General features: G+C 31.6%; 14 protein-coding genes. 5 read left to right on the forward strand and 9 right to left on the reverse strand.

The window, feature by feature from the left end; genetic code table 11:
* Positions 1-1,222: 1,222 nt before the first annotated feature.
* The 5 genes from K5Q12_RS06815 to K5Q12_RS06830 all read right to left on the reverse strand — a co-directional run bounded on the left by K5Q12_RS06815 (position 1,223) and on the right by K5Q12_RS06830 (position 5,054).
* On the reverse strand, positions 1,223-1,852 hold the full coding sequence (locus K5Q12_RS06815) for an NAD(P)-dependent oxidoreductase (RefSeq protein WP_220743031.1): 630 nt from the start codon (positions 1,850-1,852) through the stop codon (positions 1,223-1,225).
* A 282-nt stretch (positions 1,853-2,134) separates the two neighbouring features.
* Positions 2,135-2,260 carry a hypothetical protein gene (locus K5Q12_RS07205; protein ID WP_281418958.1) on the reverse strand — a complete coding sequence of 42 codons (126 nt, stop codon included), beginning with the start codon at positions 2,258-2,260 and terminating at the stop codon, positions 2,135-2,137.
* A 119-nt stretch (positions 2,261-2,379) separates the two neighbouring features.
* Positions 2,380-3,039 carry a tRNA (guanosine(46)-N7)-methyltransferase TrmB gene (trmB, locus tag K5Q12_RS06820; RefSeq protein WP_220743034.1) on the reverse strand — a complete coding sequence of 220 codons (660 nt, stop codon included), beginning with the start codon at positions 3,037-3,039 and terminating at the stop codon, positions 2,380-2,382.
* 25 nt (positions 3,040-3,064) lie between these two features.
* Positions 3,065-4,324 (reverse strand): ABC transporter permease, encoded by a 1,260-nt coding sequence (locus K5Q12_RS06825; RefSeq protein ID WP_220743036.1) that lies wholly within the window; start codon positions 4,322-4,324, stop codon positions 3,065-3,067.
* On the reverse strand, positions 4,311-5,054 hold the full coding sequence (locus K5Q12_RS06830) for an ABC transporter ATP-binding protein (protein ID WP_220743038.1): 744 nt from the start codon (positions 5,052-5,054) through the stop codon (positions 4,311-4,313). Before K5Q12_RS06830 ends, K5Q12_RS06825 begins: the two co-directional genes overlap by 14 nt.
* A 73-nt stretch (positions 5,055-5,127) precedes the next feature.
* Between K5Q12_RS06830 and K5Q12_RS06835 the strand changes: the two genes are divergently transcribed.
* The 3 genes from K5Q12_RS06835 to K5Q12_RS06845 are packed head-to-tail and all read left to right on the forward strand — an operon-like array spanning position 5,128 to position 6,772.
* Positions 5,128-5,553, forward strand: coding sequence for an HIT family protein (locus K5Q12_RS06835; protein WP_220743040.1), 426 nt, complete (start codon positions 5,128-5,130; stop codon positions 5,551-5,553).
* Between the two features lie 16 nt (positions 5,554-5,569).
* On the forward strand, positions 5,570-5,809 hold the full coding sequence (locus K5Q12_RS06840; RefSeq protein ID WP_220743042.1) for a hypothetical protein: 240 nt from the start codon (positions 5,570-5,572) through the stop codon (positions 5,807-5,809).
* A gap of 54 nt (positions 5,810-5,863) precedes the next feature.
* The gene (locus K5Q12_RS06845) at positions 5,864-6,772 is read left to right on the forward strand and encodes a peptidyl-prolyl cis-trans isomerase (RefSeq protein ID WP_220743043.1); all 909 of its coding nucleotides are present in this window, start codon (positions 5,864-5,866) and stop codon (positions 6,770-6,772) included.
* Positions 6,773-6,805: 33 nt separating this feature from the next.
* Here K5Q12_RS06845 and K5Q12_RS06850 read toward each other — a convergent pair whose 3' ends face one another.
* From K5Q12_RS06850 to K5Q12_RS06860, 3 genes are read right to left on the reverse strand one after another with little or no spacing between them, the layout of a single operon-like run.
* Positions 6,806-7,771, reverse strand: a complete 966-nt coding sequence (locus K5Q12_RS06850) for a 3'-5' exoribonuclease YhaM family protein (protein WP_220743054.1) — start codon at positions 7,769-7,771, stop codon at positions 6,806-6,808.
* A gap of 16 nt (positions 7,772-7,787) precedes the next feature.
* Positions 7,788-10,163 carry an ATP-binding protein gene (locus tag K5Q12_RS06855; protein ID WP_220743046.1) on the reverse strand — a complete coding sequence of 792 codons (2,376 nt, stop codon included), beginning with the start codon at positions 10,161-10,163 and terminating at the stop codon, positions 7,788-7,790.
* Positions 10,164-10,170: 7 nt separating this feature from the next.
* The gene (locus tag K5Q12_RS06860; RefSeq protein WP_220743048.1) at positions 10,171-11,334 is read right to left on the reverse strand and encodes a metallophosphoesterase family protein; all 1,164 of its coding nucleotides are present in this window, start codon (positions 11,332-11,334) and stop codon (positions 10,171-10,173) included.
* Positions 11,335-11,455: 121 nt separating this feature from the next.
* Here K5Q12_RS06860 and K5Q12_RS06865 point away from each other — a divergent pair, with 121 nt between their 5' ends.
* Positions 11,456-12,484, forward strand: coding sequence for a lactonase family protein (locus K5Q12_RS06865; protein WP_220743050.1), 1,029 nt, complete (start codon positions 11,456-11,458; stop codon positions 12,482-12,484).
* A 12-nt stretch (positions 12,485-12,496) separates the two neighbouring features.
* Here the strand turns inward: K5Q12_RS06865 and K5Q12_RS06870 are convergent, their stop codons facing one another.
* On the reverse strand, positions 12,497-13,483 hold the full coding sequence (locus tag K5Q12_RS06870) for an SGNH/GDSL hydrolase family protein (RefSeq protein WP_220743052.1): 987 nt from the start codon (positions 13,481-13,483) through the stop codon (positions 12,497-12,499).
* Positions 13,484-13,625: 142 nt separating this feature from the next.
* On the opposite strand from K5Q12_RS06870, the gene rarD reads away from it, so the two are divergent.
* Positions 13,626-14,216 (forward strand): EamA family transporter RarD, encoded by a 591-nt coding sequence (gene rarD / locus K5Q12_RS06875; protein ID WP_308442798.1) that lies wholly within the window; start codon positions 13,626-13,628, stop codon positions 14,214-14,216.
* The last annotated feature ends 81 nt before the right edge of the window (positions 14,217-14,297 follow it).

Below are 14,297 nucleotides of genomic sequence, written 5' to 3' on the forward strand. Positions count from 1 at the left end.
GAATTGACATAAAAATACTCCTATACTTTCATTTTACGGACTGAATAAAAATAGTCCATTTTTTTAGTATAAGAGCATCTAATTAGGGCTTCAAAAAATGCTTATATAACTACTGTGTGAACTCCTTACAATCCCCCTAAACACCTATATTGACCGTTTTATCAAAATGACTGATAGAGCGGTTTTTCGTAAAAATAAAGGTTAATTCCAACCGATTTAAAATAACTAAACATCAGATAAACTGTTCTTCCTTTTGAATTTTGGGTTACACATTTGATCAGATATACTAATTAAACATATCTTTTTCTTGTTTCCATCTAACTTTCTGATTAATTATTTACAATAAAAAACATCGAATTAATCGATGTTTGATAACTTAGCGGTAGTCGTTAGATAAACTTCATAATATGCGGGGGTGATAAAATTAAACTCCGCTAAGTGTTTTCAACTATAACACTATTTTTGATAAACGTCTATCAAACAATTAATGTATATGACTCTCTCGTGTATTGATTATCTCATTTATTTTGATAATCTCAATAATCACATTTTGTTGACTATTCGGTTCTGTGCTAATTGTGATCAGTTAGTTGTACTTCTGAAGTAGACATCATTAAAACTGATCCAATTTTCTCCAAAAGATGATTTAATTAGCATTAATTACTTTCTTTCGTCAGAATGTACTTGTGTTATCACTCTATGCTGCTGAGTTAAAACTTTTAGCTACCACAATTTATAGGTTCTATAACCATTGTCTGCTACTCAACATATGAATAAACATATAAAAAAGCCCTCCGATTATCGAGGGCTTTTATGTGTTTATTTAGAACAAAGATGTAACATGCAAAAATGCAATCTCTTCAGCAAAATTAAATTGCTGAATTTGGATAAATAACTTTAAATTATATAATCATTTTTTAAAAAATAGACTGCGATCCAATTTTACGGTATTCAAATAATATCATCACTAAAATTTCTCAAAAAAATATCGACATATGATGCCGATATCGAATAGCTCAGCGGTTAAATGAGATAATATCATAATTTATTGGGAGAGTTTAGTCATATAGGATCCGCTAAGCTAGCTATATTATTTGTAATATTTATATTTTTTTACTTTACTAAGTTTTCATATTAAACATATTTGAATTAACTTGTTCTGCATTAAGCGCTTCTCATAGATTAATTCCGTGTTTATTTAAAATTAAATGAAAAAACGTTTTTATTTTTTATATACAGAAATACGTTTTTTATCTATACTAGAACTTTTGATTTGCTCTACCAAAGCCGAGGCATAATCTGCATAACTAATATAACTCTTACCTTCTGCATTTATCATTAACTGTTCACCTGCAAAAGCATAATCATTTGTCTTTGGCCCTTCACTATCAAAATCAGCTGCTGGACTAATGTAAACCCAATGAATATTTTTTGAACTTTTAAGTAACTCTAATCCTCGACTCATGCTCTCAGCTAATGGTTTAAATGCGTCAGGAAAATCTGGAGTATCTTTTAGCTGAACACTCATATTATTATCAACATATAAACTGCCAGCGCCACCCACAACGTATAGTCTTGTTTTGCTTCCGCTCAAAATTTCAATTAGATGTTTAATTGATGTATAATGCTGATCCAAGTGATTGGGGTCAAACATGCCAAAAGCGTCGACAACGGCATCAAATGATGATAAATCTTCAGCTGTCAGATCAAAAATATCTTTTATAATTGCCTGATTTGCTTTGCTTCTATTTTCCTTACGAACGATGGCTGTTACATCCAATCCATTGCTCAGCGCTTCTTCAACAATACGTTGACCAGATTTTCCATTCGCTGCGATTACTGCTATCTTCATGATATAGTTCCTCCATTTGAGATAAGCCTATCATTTTCACTTACAAAATACAAGTAAAATACCAATCACATAAAATAGGCTAATTTATATGAGTAACATCCAAAAATATGATATAAATATGAAAATAAAAAAGCCAACTCTGTCTAACAAAATTGGCTTTCGCTTTATAACTTTTCAGCATCAAAGATTTCATAGCTGTTAAGTTCGTTGTAAATTTCCCCATCATTTGTTGGTGTTTTAAAATCAAAATTTTTATCTGAAAACGCCACAATTTTCTCATGTTTATATCATATTATCAATATCGACTCCATCATTTGTTAATCTTGAGATTGCAATCTTTGCTGTTGTATCTATATTTCCATTGAAAATTTGTGACGCTAGTATTTCTCTAACTTCTAAAGCCCTCATTAATCATAACCCCTTTTAATTGTTAACCTAATTATAAATACAACTTAGCAGTCTTGGTAATGCCAAAATGTTATCATCATAAAAAATAGTAACAATCATTGTTACTATTTTCCTTAAATTCAAAAATGAGCTTTAATTTTATAAATTGGTTGTCCCTTTGCTAAAAACTTTTGTTCGTACTCAGTTTCTATATTACCGGCAACTTTTTCTTCATCTTCATGTAGATCCAAAGTATAGTCTTCAGGTGTCCATCGCATACCATAATCCATAAAACTAACAATAGAATATTCAAATAAGTGACGATTGTCTGTTTTGAATTCTATTTCACCGCTGTCAGGCAAGACTGCTTCGTAAGACTTTAAAAAAGTCTTATATGTCAATCGACGTGACTCATGACGTGTTTTTGGCCAAGGATCTGAAAAATTAAGGTATATTTTCTCAACTTCTGCTTTTTTAAAATAAGTTTCTACCCCATTACCGTTGCCATAAATATATCTCAAATTAGGAAGTTTACCTACCTGATCAAAACTTTTACGTGCAGCAATGGCAACTGCTGTCTCTTGTATTTCCATACCAATATAATTAATATCAGGATGTGCTAATGCCATACCTAATATGAATTGCCCCTTACCTGATCCAATTTCAACATGGATGGGTTGTCGGTTGTTAAACAAATCTTGCCATTTGCCAATCTGTTGTGTCGCTTTTTCTTGCGTAATCACAATGTCTGAATGGGCACTTAACCAGTTAGCTGCCCAAGGTTTTGCTCGGAGATGCATAAATTTACCAAAGTAATTTAAAAAATTACAAATATCCTTTTTTTATTTTTTGCAGTTGATGTGGCACATATATTTTGGAAAGCAAAAGATTACCAGCAATTAATATAATAACAAATGTTATCGATTGATGTAAGCCATTTTTAAAGTTACAACTCACTAGTATTGCACTCACTAATAAATTCATGCGATAAACAAGTGACATAAATATTCGTTCTCGCTGACTAATATCTATCGGTATTATTCTTGTCCACAGTGTGTTTTCTGTATCTTTGAATAATGGTATGAGTTGAAAAGTAACGAGATATAAAATAATTAATCCTATGCCCATAGTCAAAAATATTGTTGTACGAGGTATTAATAAAATTAAAATAGCGCCCACTAACAGTATGTTTACTAATAACGGTAAAATATCTCTATCGCGTGCTAATCGCACCACATATAAGCGATAAAGTGCTTTTTGATTTCTTGTGATCAATTTTAAAAATAGATCAAGATATCGACGTCGTTTGATTGTTTTGACTTGCTGTGGTATTTCAGCAAAAGTTGCATAAAATTGATAAACCAGTTGTTTGTGCTTTACAGCCTGCTCAATAGCCATTTTCCAATTAATAGAAACTTTGTGATTATTTCTAAAATTCATCAAAATAATCAGTAAGAACACTACCGTAAAGAAATTAATTAAAACAAGGAAAAAAGAACTTGACAGACTCAAAATGAATCCTAGTAATAAAAATGGTATCAGGTAATAAACGATTAAATAATACATGTGATTCATTTTCAGTCTCGAACTTTGAAACAACTGTTCTTTTTCGAGTAGTAAAATAACCAATTTATATATTAAATAAAAAGCAATTAACGTTATTAACTTAATTATAGATAATTCTCCAAGTTTTATGATTATTGGTAAGATTGATACTATCGCTAAACACTGCCAAAGCATTGAAAAACAAAAACTAGACCACAGCGCATAACATAAATAATCTGTTGCTATAAAATAATCTGTACCAAGAAAAAACAGACGATCAGCTGGTTCGAAATACGTAACAAGTTTGCCAATTTGAAATACCAAAGTTAAGAAAAACGCAATTAAAAAAGGTGTCACAGGCGAATGCCAAACCCAATTAAATTCTGCTTGTTTAAATATTTCACGATAACCTAATACTAATCCACCAAAAGCAATGAGTAGAAATAAAACAAAATGATCGTTGAATAATAATCGAAGATATCTAAGGTTACGTTTTTGGGCATTAATGAATCGCTCCTTAAAAACTTTACGCATGTTCATAAGAAGATACCTGCTGAAATACATCAAAGAAATCGTCTAACTGATTAAATTTTAAATTAAACCTGTCCCCTAATTGTGCCGCTGATCCAGTAAAGTAAACTTGCCCATCTTTTAATACAACAAAACGATCAACAAACTTTGCAGCTGATGATAATAAATGTGTTGTCATCAAGACAGAATTTCCTAACGAGGCATGTTGCTTTAACAGTTGAATCACATCTTTTTGAGCCACAGTATCTAAGCCTAAAAAAGGTTCATCAACAATTAATAACGGTGACTCTAGCATGAATGCTGCAACCAGCATAACTTTTTGTTTCATTCCTTTTGAAAAATGCGTTGGTAACCAATGTTGCTTATCTGATAATCTAAACATGTTTAGCAATTCTTCGACACGTTTCCAAGACTGCACATTATCAATTTCATGAGTAGCAAGCATTAAATGAAGATGTTCAGATAATGTGAGTTCATCATATAACATTGGCTGCTCAGGAATGTAAGCAATTTGTTTTTTAAAAATAGTTGGATTGTCTGCTAATCGCGCGCCATTTAATGATATTTCACCACTAGTTGGTTGTAATTCACCAATTATGTGATTAATAGTTGTGGACTTTCCCGCACCATTAAGACCAATAAGCGCCACGATTTCGCCATTTTCAACTTTGAAGTTAACACCGTTTAGCACAGTAGTTCCGGAGTAGCCACCCGTTAAATTGTTTACATTTAATCCCATATCATTATTATAACAGGGACTGGAGCTTATTTGGTATAATAGACATGATTAAACAATTGATTGGAGATTAGTAATGGACATATTCGACAAAATTATTTCAGGTGAAATTCCTAGCTATAAAGTCTATGAGGATAATGATGTATTTGCCTTTCTAGATATTTCCCAAGTTACTCCAGGCCATACATTGGTTGTTCCTAAGCAGCACGTTTCCGATATTTTTGCATATGATGATGATTTAGCGCAAAAAATTTTACTTAAATTGCCTCTTATCGCAAAGGCAATCAAAAAAAGCAATCCTGCTATTACTGGTATGAATATTCAATCTAATAACGGACAATCAGCTGGTCAGACAGTTTTCCACTCACACTGGCACTTGATTCCACGTTTTGATAATGATAATTTATCCAGCGTTTTAGCCCCAACTATTGATAATAGTGAAAATTTTTCACCCGATCAATATCAAAAGATTGCAACTGCTATTGCATCTCAATTTGAATAGACAAGGCGGTCAACCAATGAAACTAATTAATCAAATCAAATCCTTAGCACATCAAATAAAAATACTGACACTATTAAGTAAAAAATTAACAACTCAACAAAAAAATCTATCTGATAAACTTAACTATATACAAACTGTGAGCGACGACATTCAAGACGATATTAACAAAATGAAATTTAAAAACAAGCCACATATTGATCGCATTCAAGAAGCTTCAAATCGTATCAATGCTGAGTTATCAAAGTATCGGGCGTAAGTCCTTTTTTTATGTTAAAATATACAAAATACTAATCAGAAAAGGAAGCATATCATGCGTAAATTTATTTGGGGTCTGATTGTCGTTATCTTCGGCGCAGGCTTGATATATCTTGGTTTAAATTCATCAAAAACTCTAATGACATCAGATTCAGGCAAAATTACTGAACAAGAATTTGTTTCAGATCTCAAAAAGTCACCAGCTGGACAACAAGAATTCGCTAATTTGGTTATTAACAAAGTTTTAGCAAAAAAATATGGTGGTAATGTGTCCCAATCGGATGTACAAGATGCATTCGATACACAAAAAGCACAATATGGTGACTCTTTTGAAAAAGTATTATCATCAAATAACACTAACGAATCACAATTTAAAACAAACATCAAAAATAATTTGATAATGAATGCTGCTGTAAAAGCAAATTACAAAGTCACTGATAAACAGATCAGTGACGCCTATAAAGACTATCATTCAAATACAACTATCTCATTAATTACGGCTAAGGATGATAATGCTGCTAAAGATGCCATCAATGCATTGAAGTCTGGTGATAGCTGGAACAATGTTTACAAAAAATATTCAACAGACACAACATATTCAAAACAAAACGGCCAGTTACCTGCTTTTGATTCAACAAGTCGTAATGTTGATTCGGCAATTCAAGATGCAGCATTTAAATTAGAAAAAACTGGTGATTACACATCATCACCAGTAGCTGGTTCAAATGGTGGCATTTACGTCATTCAACTGAATAAAACTACTACAAAACCCAGCTTAAATAGTATTCGTACTAAATTAGCGGATCAAGTTGTTAACAAATTCTTAAATGATCAGCAAAACTCTTCTAAAATACAAGCAATTATTGGACAAATTTTACGAAAAGAAAATGTCAGTGTTAAGGATTCTCAGTTAAAAAATGCATTAAATGCTTATTTAACAGCTGGTCTATCAACAAAGAAATAAATTAAAAAAGATTCCTGTTAACAGGGATCTTTTTTAATTTATTTCTGCGCTTTGCTCTAAATCACTTTTATAGAATCGACGCTTATCTAATCCAAATATACGCTCAGAAAATTCGTTATTATCAGTTTTTTCCAAAGCTGAAGTCATCATTTGTATATTAGCATCTAACTCATCCAAATGATGTAATACTTCAGCTACCATAGTCGCTGGTCTAATCGGTGATCCATATTCCATTAATCCATGATGAGATAATATAACATGACGTAATAAAACCAGATCTTCTGAGTGAATATCGAAATGTAATTCATTTGCAGCTAAGACAATTTGTTCGTCAATCAAAACAATGTGTCCAATTAAATTGCCTTCTAAAGTATATTGTGTTGCAACTGGACCAGAAAGTTCAATCACTTTGCCTAAATCATGCAATAGTGCACCTGCTAATAAAAGTTCTTTATTAACTTGTGGATATTGATTGGCAACTTGTACTGCAAGTCGAGCAATCGACAGTGAATGAAATGCTAATCCACCCGCAAATGCGTGATGATTACTTTTTGCAGCAGGAAATTGCAAAAATTGTTCCTGTGATGCAGCAAATAACTTTCTAACTAATCTATTCCATACAGGATTTGTTATCATTAAAATATAATCATTAAGCTCACTACGCATATCATCTTCTTTTATTGGTGCATGTAGCATAAAATCTGATGAATTATTAGGCTCTCCACCATTGGTTAACCGTATTTCTGTAATTTGAATCTGCGGTTTATCCTGAAACGAACCTCGTACACCTTGTATTTTAACAATGGCACCCGGAATAAATGACTTTATTTGTTCATTAGAAACGTCCCATAAGTTACCTGGTAGATCTCCTGATCTATCAGAAAAAATTAAACTCAAATAGGTCTTTCCTGTTTTTGTTAAGCGAACATCTGCGTTTTTTATTAACGCAAAAGTATCTACTTGATCGTTTTCTTGATATTCAGTTAATAATTTCAAAATAATAAAAACTCCTTTTTCACAAGTCTAACACATTGATACCTTCTTTATTCGTTAAAGCTGTCGAAAAATAAAACACCTGTTGTCTTTTTGATATTTCCTTTAAAATCATTATTATTTCAGTTCGCCTTTTGGCATCAAAATTTACAAATCCATCGTCAATAAATAGTGGTAACGCTATAACATCGGAAATAACTTGAGCCAATGCGAATTTTAAGGCAACAAACAATTGTTCTTTTGTTCCCGTAGATAACTCATTAATATCAAATATCTGATAATTATTTGTCACAACTCTAATATTATTTTTTTGAAAATGCATGTCAACATATTTTCCAAATGTTAGTCTTGAAAAATAATGTAATGCTGCTGTCTTCATTTTCGGAAACCTATTTTCTGACGATAATGATAATGATTCATTAATCCAACGGATAGTTAATTTTTTTGCTAAATACTGCTCAAAATAATCAATTAACTCGGTTTCTTCATTAGCTAAATCTTGTTGCTGAGATAAATATTGATCATTACTCATCAATTGTTCTTGCTTAATTTTATACTTGGTCACTTCTGTCTTTAAATTAGCAATATTATTTTCAATGAGTTCACTTTGCTTATTATTCTCTGATAACTTCTGTTCTAAAATTGACATGTTATCTATTGTTATTAACTTATTATACTGATCATCTGGTATTTGTTTGATTAAATCATGATATCGATTAATATTTTTTTGTTGCTCCACACTATCAAAATAACCTTTTTCAAAATCAGCATCATTATTAAAATGATATTTATCTAGTAAAATTTGCTGAATCTGATGTTCATGTTCAAATTGTAACTCGTAGGTTTTTAACTCAGAAAGAATTTGTTGTTGTTTAATGACGACCAATTGATTTTGATTCTGATGTTCTAGTTCGGATTGTTTAATTTGTGATTCAAGCTTTGATATTGCTAAAGTGAGATCTTCTATTTTTTTAATTGAAAAATATCGGTCAATGGTTCCTACATCTCTATTCAAATCATATTCAACTTGATGTAATTGCTTAGATATGCCGTTACTAATTTGTTTTATTTGCTGATTAATTTCGGGCAATTCACGAATTTTAGGTTGTAATCTTTGTATATTTTTTATCGAAATACCACCGTACCTATTTTTGATGTCTATAATTTTTTTATAGTGAAACATCAACTTATAGGTGCTATATCCTCCTGTCATTAGGCCAACTAAGATACCTGGTTTAAAAATGGAATAAGAAGCTATGATCAAAGCTAATGATACTACCGATGCAATATGAAAAAATATCATATTTTTAGATATTAATGCGCCTTCCTCTTTAGAAAGTGCTTGAGGGACTTCTATTTCAAATAAATTGTTAATAGCCTGTTTCTTTTGTTGTAATTTTTTAAGACTACTAGATAGCATATCTAAACGATTATGAATTAGTTTTAAATTAACTAATGATTTTTTAAATTGAGCAACATCGATTAAAAAATCATTAGTTAACTTTTCTTTCATCCCTTTTTTTAAAGTATTCAATTTATTTTCGATCAAATTCTGACTTACTTTTGATTGTCGATACTGAAGTATATCCATTTCTGAAATTGATACAATCGAGTCTTTAATTTTTTCTTTTATTTTATTAGCTTGATTAACTAATCCATAGTGATAAATCATTGCTCTGAGTTGCTCTGATTTTTGTTTATAAGAAACTAATGTTTCTTGGTTTTGTTTTATTTTACTGTCAACCTGCTTTGTTTGATTCTCTAAATCTAAATAGTTTTGAACATCAACTTGACTTTTATTTATGAGTAATTGATGTGTCTCATATTGATTAGTTAATACATTTAACACTCGTTGACTATTCTTACGTTGTGTATATTGATTCGCTGATTCCTTTTCTAATATTTCGGATAGTTTTAACCATTGTTGACTATTAATTGCACCAATGCTTAAAATTATCCTTTTAAGATCATTAACCTTTAATTTCGAAATCTTGGATAAATCCATCTGACTAAAATTAAAAATAGCATCAAACATTTCTCGATTAAGCGGCTCTAATTGTTTGTTTAACCATTCTTCAGGGCTACTTATTTCTTCTCCCGTTAGAATATCAATTATATTTAAACTTGATTGAACGCGCCCTGTTCTTGTTATTTTTACCTGACTTTCAGGAAAATCAACAATTATACTGCCACCATATTTACTACCATTCTTGGGGTCATAAACATTAGCTTGCCCTTTTTTAGTTGGAAAACCAAATAACATTGACACAATAAATTCACGTATAGTTGTTTTGCCTGATTCGTTTTGACCAATAATTGCTTGAAAATTAGTAGAAAAATCGAATTCTTGATGTGCCCATTTACCAAATCCGTTAATATAAATTTGTTTAATTTTCATCACTCAATTACTCCTCTTTGTGATGGCTCAGCAACTGCTGCATACTTTCTCTTAAATTTTGTTGCCCAGATTCTGTCATAAAAAATTCTCTTATTGTTATTGGCACTTGTTCAGATAAATAATCATTGATATTAAACTCACTCATCACATTCTCTAACGCTTGATTCCAGTATTTTTCATCTATATGATTAACCAATAATAGTGTGTTTTTAACAATTATTTTAACGATCCATATATATTCTGGTGTGCATTTGCGTAATGTTTCCAATGTAATACCATTTTCTATGCGTTCTTTAATAACCGAATTGTGAACCTCATCTACCAAAATTGTCATGAAAACGGGTTTATTATCATATTTAATGGACTTTATTTTTTCTGTAATGTCACTTTCATCATTCAAAGAGTTAATAGATAATGTTTGCCAAAGTATAATAGTTGTTTTACAAAAATGGGGTACTAAGTTTTGGCTTTTGTCTGGACTTACCAAATAATACCCTTTCTCTCCGACCTCTTTTCTATTTAATCCTTGCAAATCACCAGAATATCCTATGAATGGTACTTCATTTAAAGTCTGTCTAGCATGGATGTGTCCTAAGGCCCAGTAATCATAATTCTTATCCAACATATCTCTAATTTTGAAGGCTGCATAAGGTTCACCTGAATTACCAATGCTACCATGGTACATACCAATATGATAATCAACATTTAACCTTTTTTTTGGAAATTTATCAATTACACTATTATTCTGACGCGGTGTTTGGTAACTAAAACCTGTAATCGCAATTTTTTCGCCCGAATTCAGTATTATTTCCTTCGTCTCCACATTTTGTTCAAAAATCTGTACATTATCTGGCCATGGTAAATGCTTTTGTTTATCTACTTCAAAATCATGATTCCCAAAACTTAAAAAAACCCCAATTTGATTTTTCTTGAGTAATGAAAAAGATTCTGTCACAATATTTTGTATGGCTGGTCCGCTTTTGGTAACATTATAAAAATCACCAGGTAACAAAATAAAATCTATTTGTTCTTCAATGGCATTACGTATCATATTTTGGAAGGCCATAATTGTTGATTCTTCAACTAACTTTTTCAAATTTGCCGGCATTTGCTTACTTAATCCTTTAAAAGTGTTGCCTAAATGCACATCAGCTGCATGAATGAATTTCATATTAACCCCTTTGAACATTTGTTCGCTTCTTCCATTATACTGAAATAAAAATGCTTTCACAACTTGTGAAACCCCTTACATGTATGCTATTATAGAGGTAAATTTATAAGGAGATTTTAATATGGCAATCTATAAAATATTATTTGGGACATATACCAAACGTATTTCTAAAGGATTATATGAAGCGGAATTAGATACGGATGCTAAACAACTGAAAAATGCCAAATTTGTTGGTGAACTAACAAACCCTACTTATTTAGCAACTTCTAAACAAGATAAAGTATATGCAGTTGAAAATCGTAATGGTAATGGTGGTGTTGTGGTCTTAGATCAGAAGCAACGCCCACTTAAAGAAATAGAAGCTAACTTAAGTGAAGGTTCTGCTCCAGCGTATATTGGTGTTGATGAAGCAAGACAACTTGTCTTTGCTGGATATTACCATCGTGGCACAGTTGAATCTTATCAGATTAAGCCTGATGGTAAACTATTAAAAGTAACAACTTGGCAAAATAGTGGGTCAGGTCCTCGTCCAGAACAACAATCACCCCATATTCATTTTGCCAACTTAACCCCAGATAATCGACTTGTAGCGGTTGATTTAGGAACAGATGAAGTCATAACATTCAATGTTGAACAAAATGGTAGCTTTACTGAAGCAAAACGCTTCAAAACTGAAGATGGATTTGGTCCACGACATATTCGTTTTTCGCCAGACGGTCAATACGCCTATTTACTAGGAGAATTATCAAGCCTCTTGAGCGTTCTAAAATATAATCAAGAAGATGGTTCTTTTGAACATGTCGTGACTGCTTCAACTATTCCTTCTGACTGGGATGCACATAATGGTGCTGCTGCACTTCGAGTAAGTAACGACGGTCGCTACATTTACGCATCAAATCGTGGTCATAATTCTGTGGCTGTTTTCAAAGTTATTAATGAAGGCGCCGAAATAGAAAGAACTCAATTAATTAGTACTGAGGGTGAATTCCCTCGTGATATGAATTGGGACAAAGATCAAAAGTTCTTAGTTGTTGCCAATCAAGATACTGATAACGTTTCATTGTATCAACGTAACTCTAGTTCTGGGGAGTTAACCCTTCTACAAAAAGACTTCGTAATTCCAGAAGGCGTTCGTGTTTTATTTGAATAAAAAAAAGCAGTCCTAGTCACTGCTTTTTTTTTGTAAATCAGTTTGATAAACTTTTGCAATTTCTTTAGCAATAATTTTGTGTCCTTTACTATTGGGATGTAACCCGTCAGGCATGACATTTTTTCTAAATGTTTGATCCGCTGGATTAAACAGCTTGGCAGTCATCAATTCAACTAATGGCAACGTTAAATCTTGGCATGCTGCCCTTACTGCTGTGACATAATCATGTAAATCGTAGCCTAGTTTATTCTTACTTTTATCAGTTCTCCGTACTCTATCACCTTTTACTGGTGACTGTAACGTAGGTGTTAGAATCATTATTTTTTTCTGTTTTCTCTTAAGTTGTTCAATAGTATGATAAAAAGCACCTATATAAGATTCATGCGGTAAATCTTGTTTTGAGCCAATTGGCACATTAGCTAGCCAATCATCATCTGTTGTTTGGAATATGCATAAGTCTGATGTATCTAGCCTAACAGATTGTTGATAAATACTATTATAGCCATTATCACAAAGATGGGCTCCAGATATTGCCAAATTTTTTATCATTGCACCTGTTGCTTTTTGGATATACTGCCCATAATTAAAGTCAGACTTCAACCCAAATGAAACACTATCTCCAATAATACCAATTGTTTGATTTTTTTTGATGCCCGACTGAGACAAACTGGTTATTAATGATAGATCTTCTAAATCAAATCGTATGCCTTTCTTCAGTGAAATAATCTCGTCTACAATACGCTGTATTGCTTGAGTAAAATATTGTAACAAGCTGAGGTCCTGAAAAAAAACACTATTATATTTCTCTTTCGTTTTATTATCTAAAATAAGTAATGCTTTTCGTAATTTTGGGTCACAACTTGATTGTAAAAGTATAATATCCCAATAAATTTTAATTTCGGCTTCTTCAATATGCTTTGATAACATCAAAGCGTTAAAGACTTGAAACGCTTTAGTATTTTCTATTAATTGGTTTGATAGCTGTGTTAACTCTTTCATAATTTCTCAACTTTTTAACGTTCTTTGATTAAAAATCACACAATCCTACTTTATGCGTTAAATTTCATGCTAACATACTAATTATACTAATTTTAGGAGATTACTATGAAAAATAAACGATTAGGTATTAGTTCTGCGTTATTTGCCTATACTTTATTGCCTATACTTTATTGCCTATACTTTATGGGGTATACTTGGTCTTTTCTGGGAATTATTACACACTGTCCCACCATTAGCCACACTCTCTTATCGAGTTATATGGTCGCTCGTTACCATTCTCTTCGTTATTACCATTCAAAAAGATTGGCACAATATGTTATTAACAGTTATAAATCTAATTAAAAACAAACGCATCTACTATATTGCAATGAGCTCTCTATTTATTTCCTTGAATTGGTTTATTTATATCTATATGGTAACCCATCATCAAGCCACAGAAGCAAGTTTAGGTTATTATATCATGCCTATAATGAACGTCGTAGTTGCTATCCTATTTTTACATGAAAAATTAACTAAATATAGTACGCTTGCTTTAATTTTTGTCATTATTGGTGTAACTGTTCTTACAATTAATACCGGCTCTATCCCCATAACTACGATTATTATGGCTGCTTCATTTTGCTTGTATGGATTAATAAAAAAACAAGTTCCTTTACCATCTACAATGTCTTTAGCACTAGAAACTGCTCTTATACTAAAAAAATGGACTATTTTTATTCAGTCCGTAAAATGAAAGTATAGGAGTATTTTTATATCAATTCGTTATTCGCAAGATTTCAAAGATTCATTGGTTAAACTTCACCAAGAAGGCCGT

The sequence above is a fragment of the Leuconostoc palmae genome (assembly GCF_019656075.1).
Lineage (GTDB): Bacteria > Bacillota > Bacilli > Lactobacillales > Lactobacillaceae > Leuconostoc > Leuconostoc palmae.

Excerpts from the sequence above, each read along its gene's own strand:
- K5Q12_RS06815 (WP_220743031.1), bottom strand. The coding sequence starts at position 1,852 with ATGAAGATAGCAGTAATCGCAGCGAATGGAAAATCTGGTCAACGTATT.
- K5Q12_RS07205 (WP_281418958.1), bottom strand. The coding sequence starts at position 2,260 with ATGAGGGCTTTAGAAGTTAGAGAAATACTAGCGTCACAAATTTTCAAT.
- trmB (WP_220743034.1), bottom strand. The coding sequence starts at position 3,039 with ATGCATCTCCGAGCAAAACCTTGGGCAGCTAACTGGTTAAGTGCCCAT.
- K5Q12_RS06825 (WP_220743036.1), bottom strand. The coding sequence starts at position 4,324 with ATGAACATGCGTAAAGTTTTTAAGGAGCGATTCATTAATGCCCAAAAA.
- K5Q12_RS06830 (WP_220743038.1), bottom strand. The coding sequence starts at position 5,054 with ATGGGATTAAATGTAAACAATTTAACGGGTGGCTACTCCGGAACTACT.
- K5Q12_RS06835 (WP_220743040.1), top strand. The coding sequence starts at position 5,128 with ATGGACATATTCGACAAAATTATTTCAGGTGAAATTCCTAGCTATAAA.
- K5Q12_RS06840 (WP_220743042.1), top strand. The coding sequence starts at position 5,570 with ATGAAACTAATTAATCAAATCAAATCCTTAGCACATCAAATAAAAATA.
- K5Q12_RS06845 (WP_220743043.1), top strand. The coding sequence starts at position 5,864 with ATGCGTAAATTTATTTGGGGTCTGATTGTCGTTATCTTCGGCGCAGGC.
- K5Q12_RS06855 (WP_220743046.1), bottom strand. The coding sequence starts at position 10,163 with ATGAAAATTAAACAAATTTATATTAACGGATTTGGTAAATGGGCACAT.
- K5Q12_RS06860 (WP_220743048.1), bottom strand. The coding sequence starts at position 11,334 with ATGAAATTCATTCATGCAGCTGATGTGCATTTAGGCAACACTTTTAAA.
- K5Q12_RS06865 (WP_220743050.1), top strand. The coding sequence starts at position 11,456 with ATGGCAATCTATAAAATATTATTTGGGACATATACCAAACGTATTTCT.
- K5Q12_RS06870 (WP_220743052.1), bottom strand. The coding sequence starts at position 13,483 with ATGAAAGAGTTAACACAGCTATCAAACCAATTAATAGAAAATACTAAA.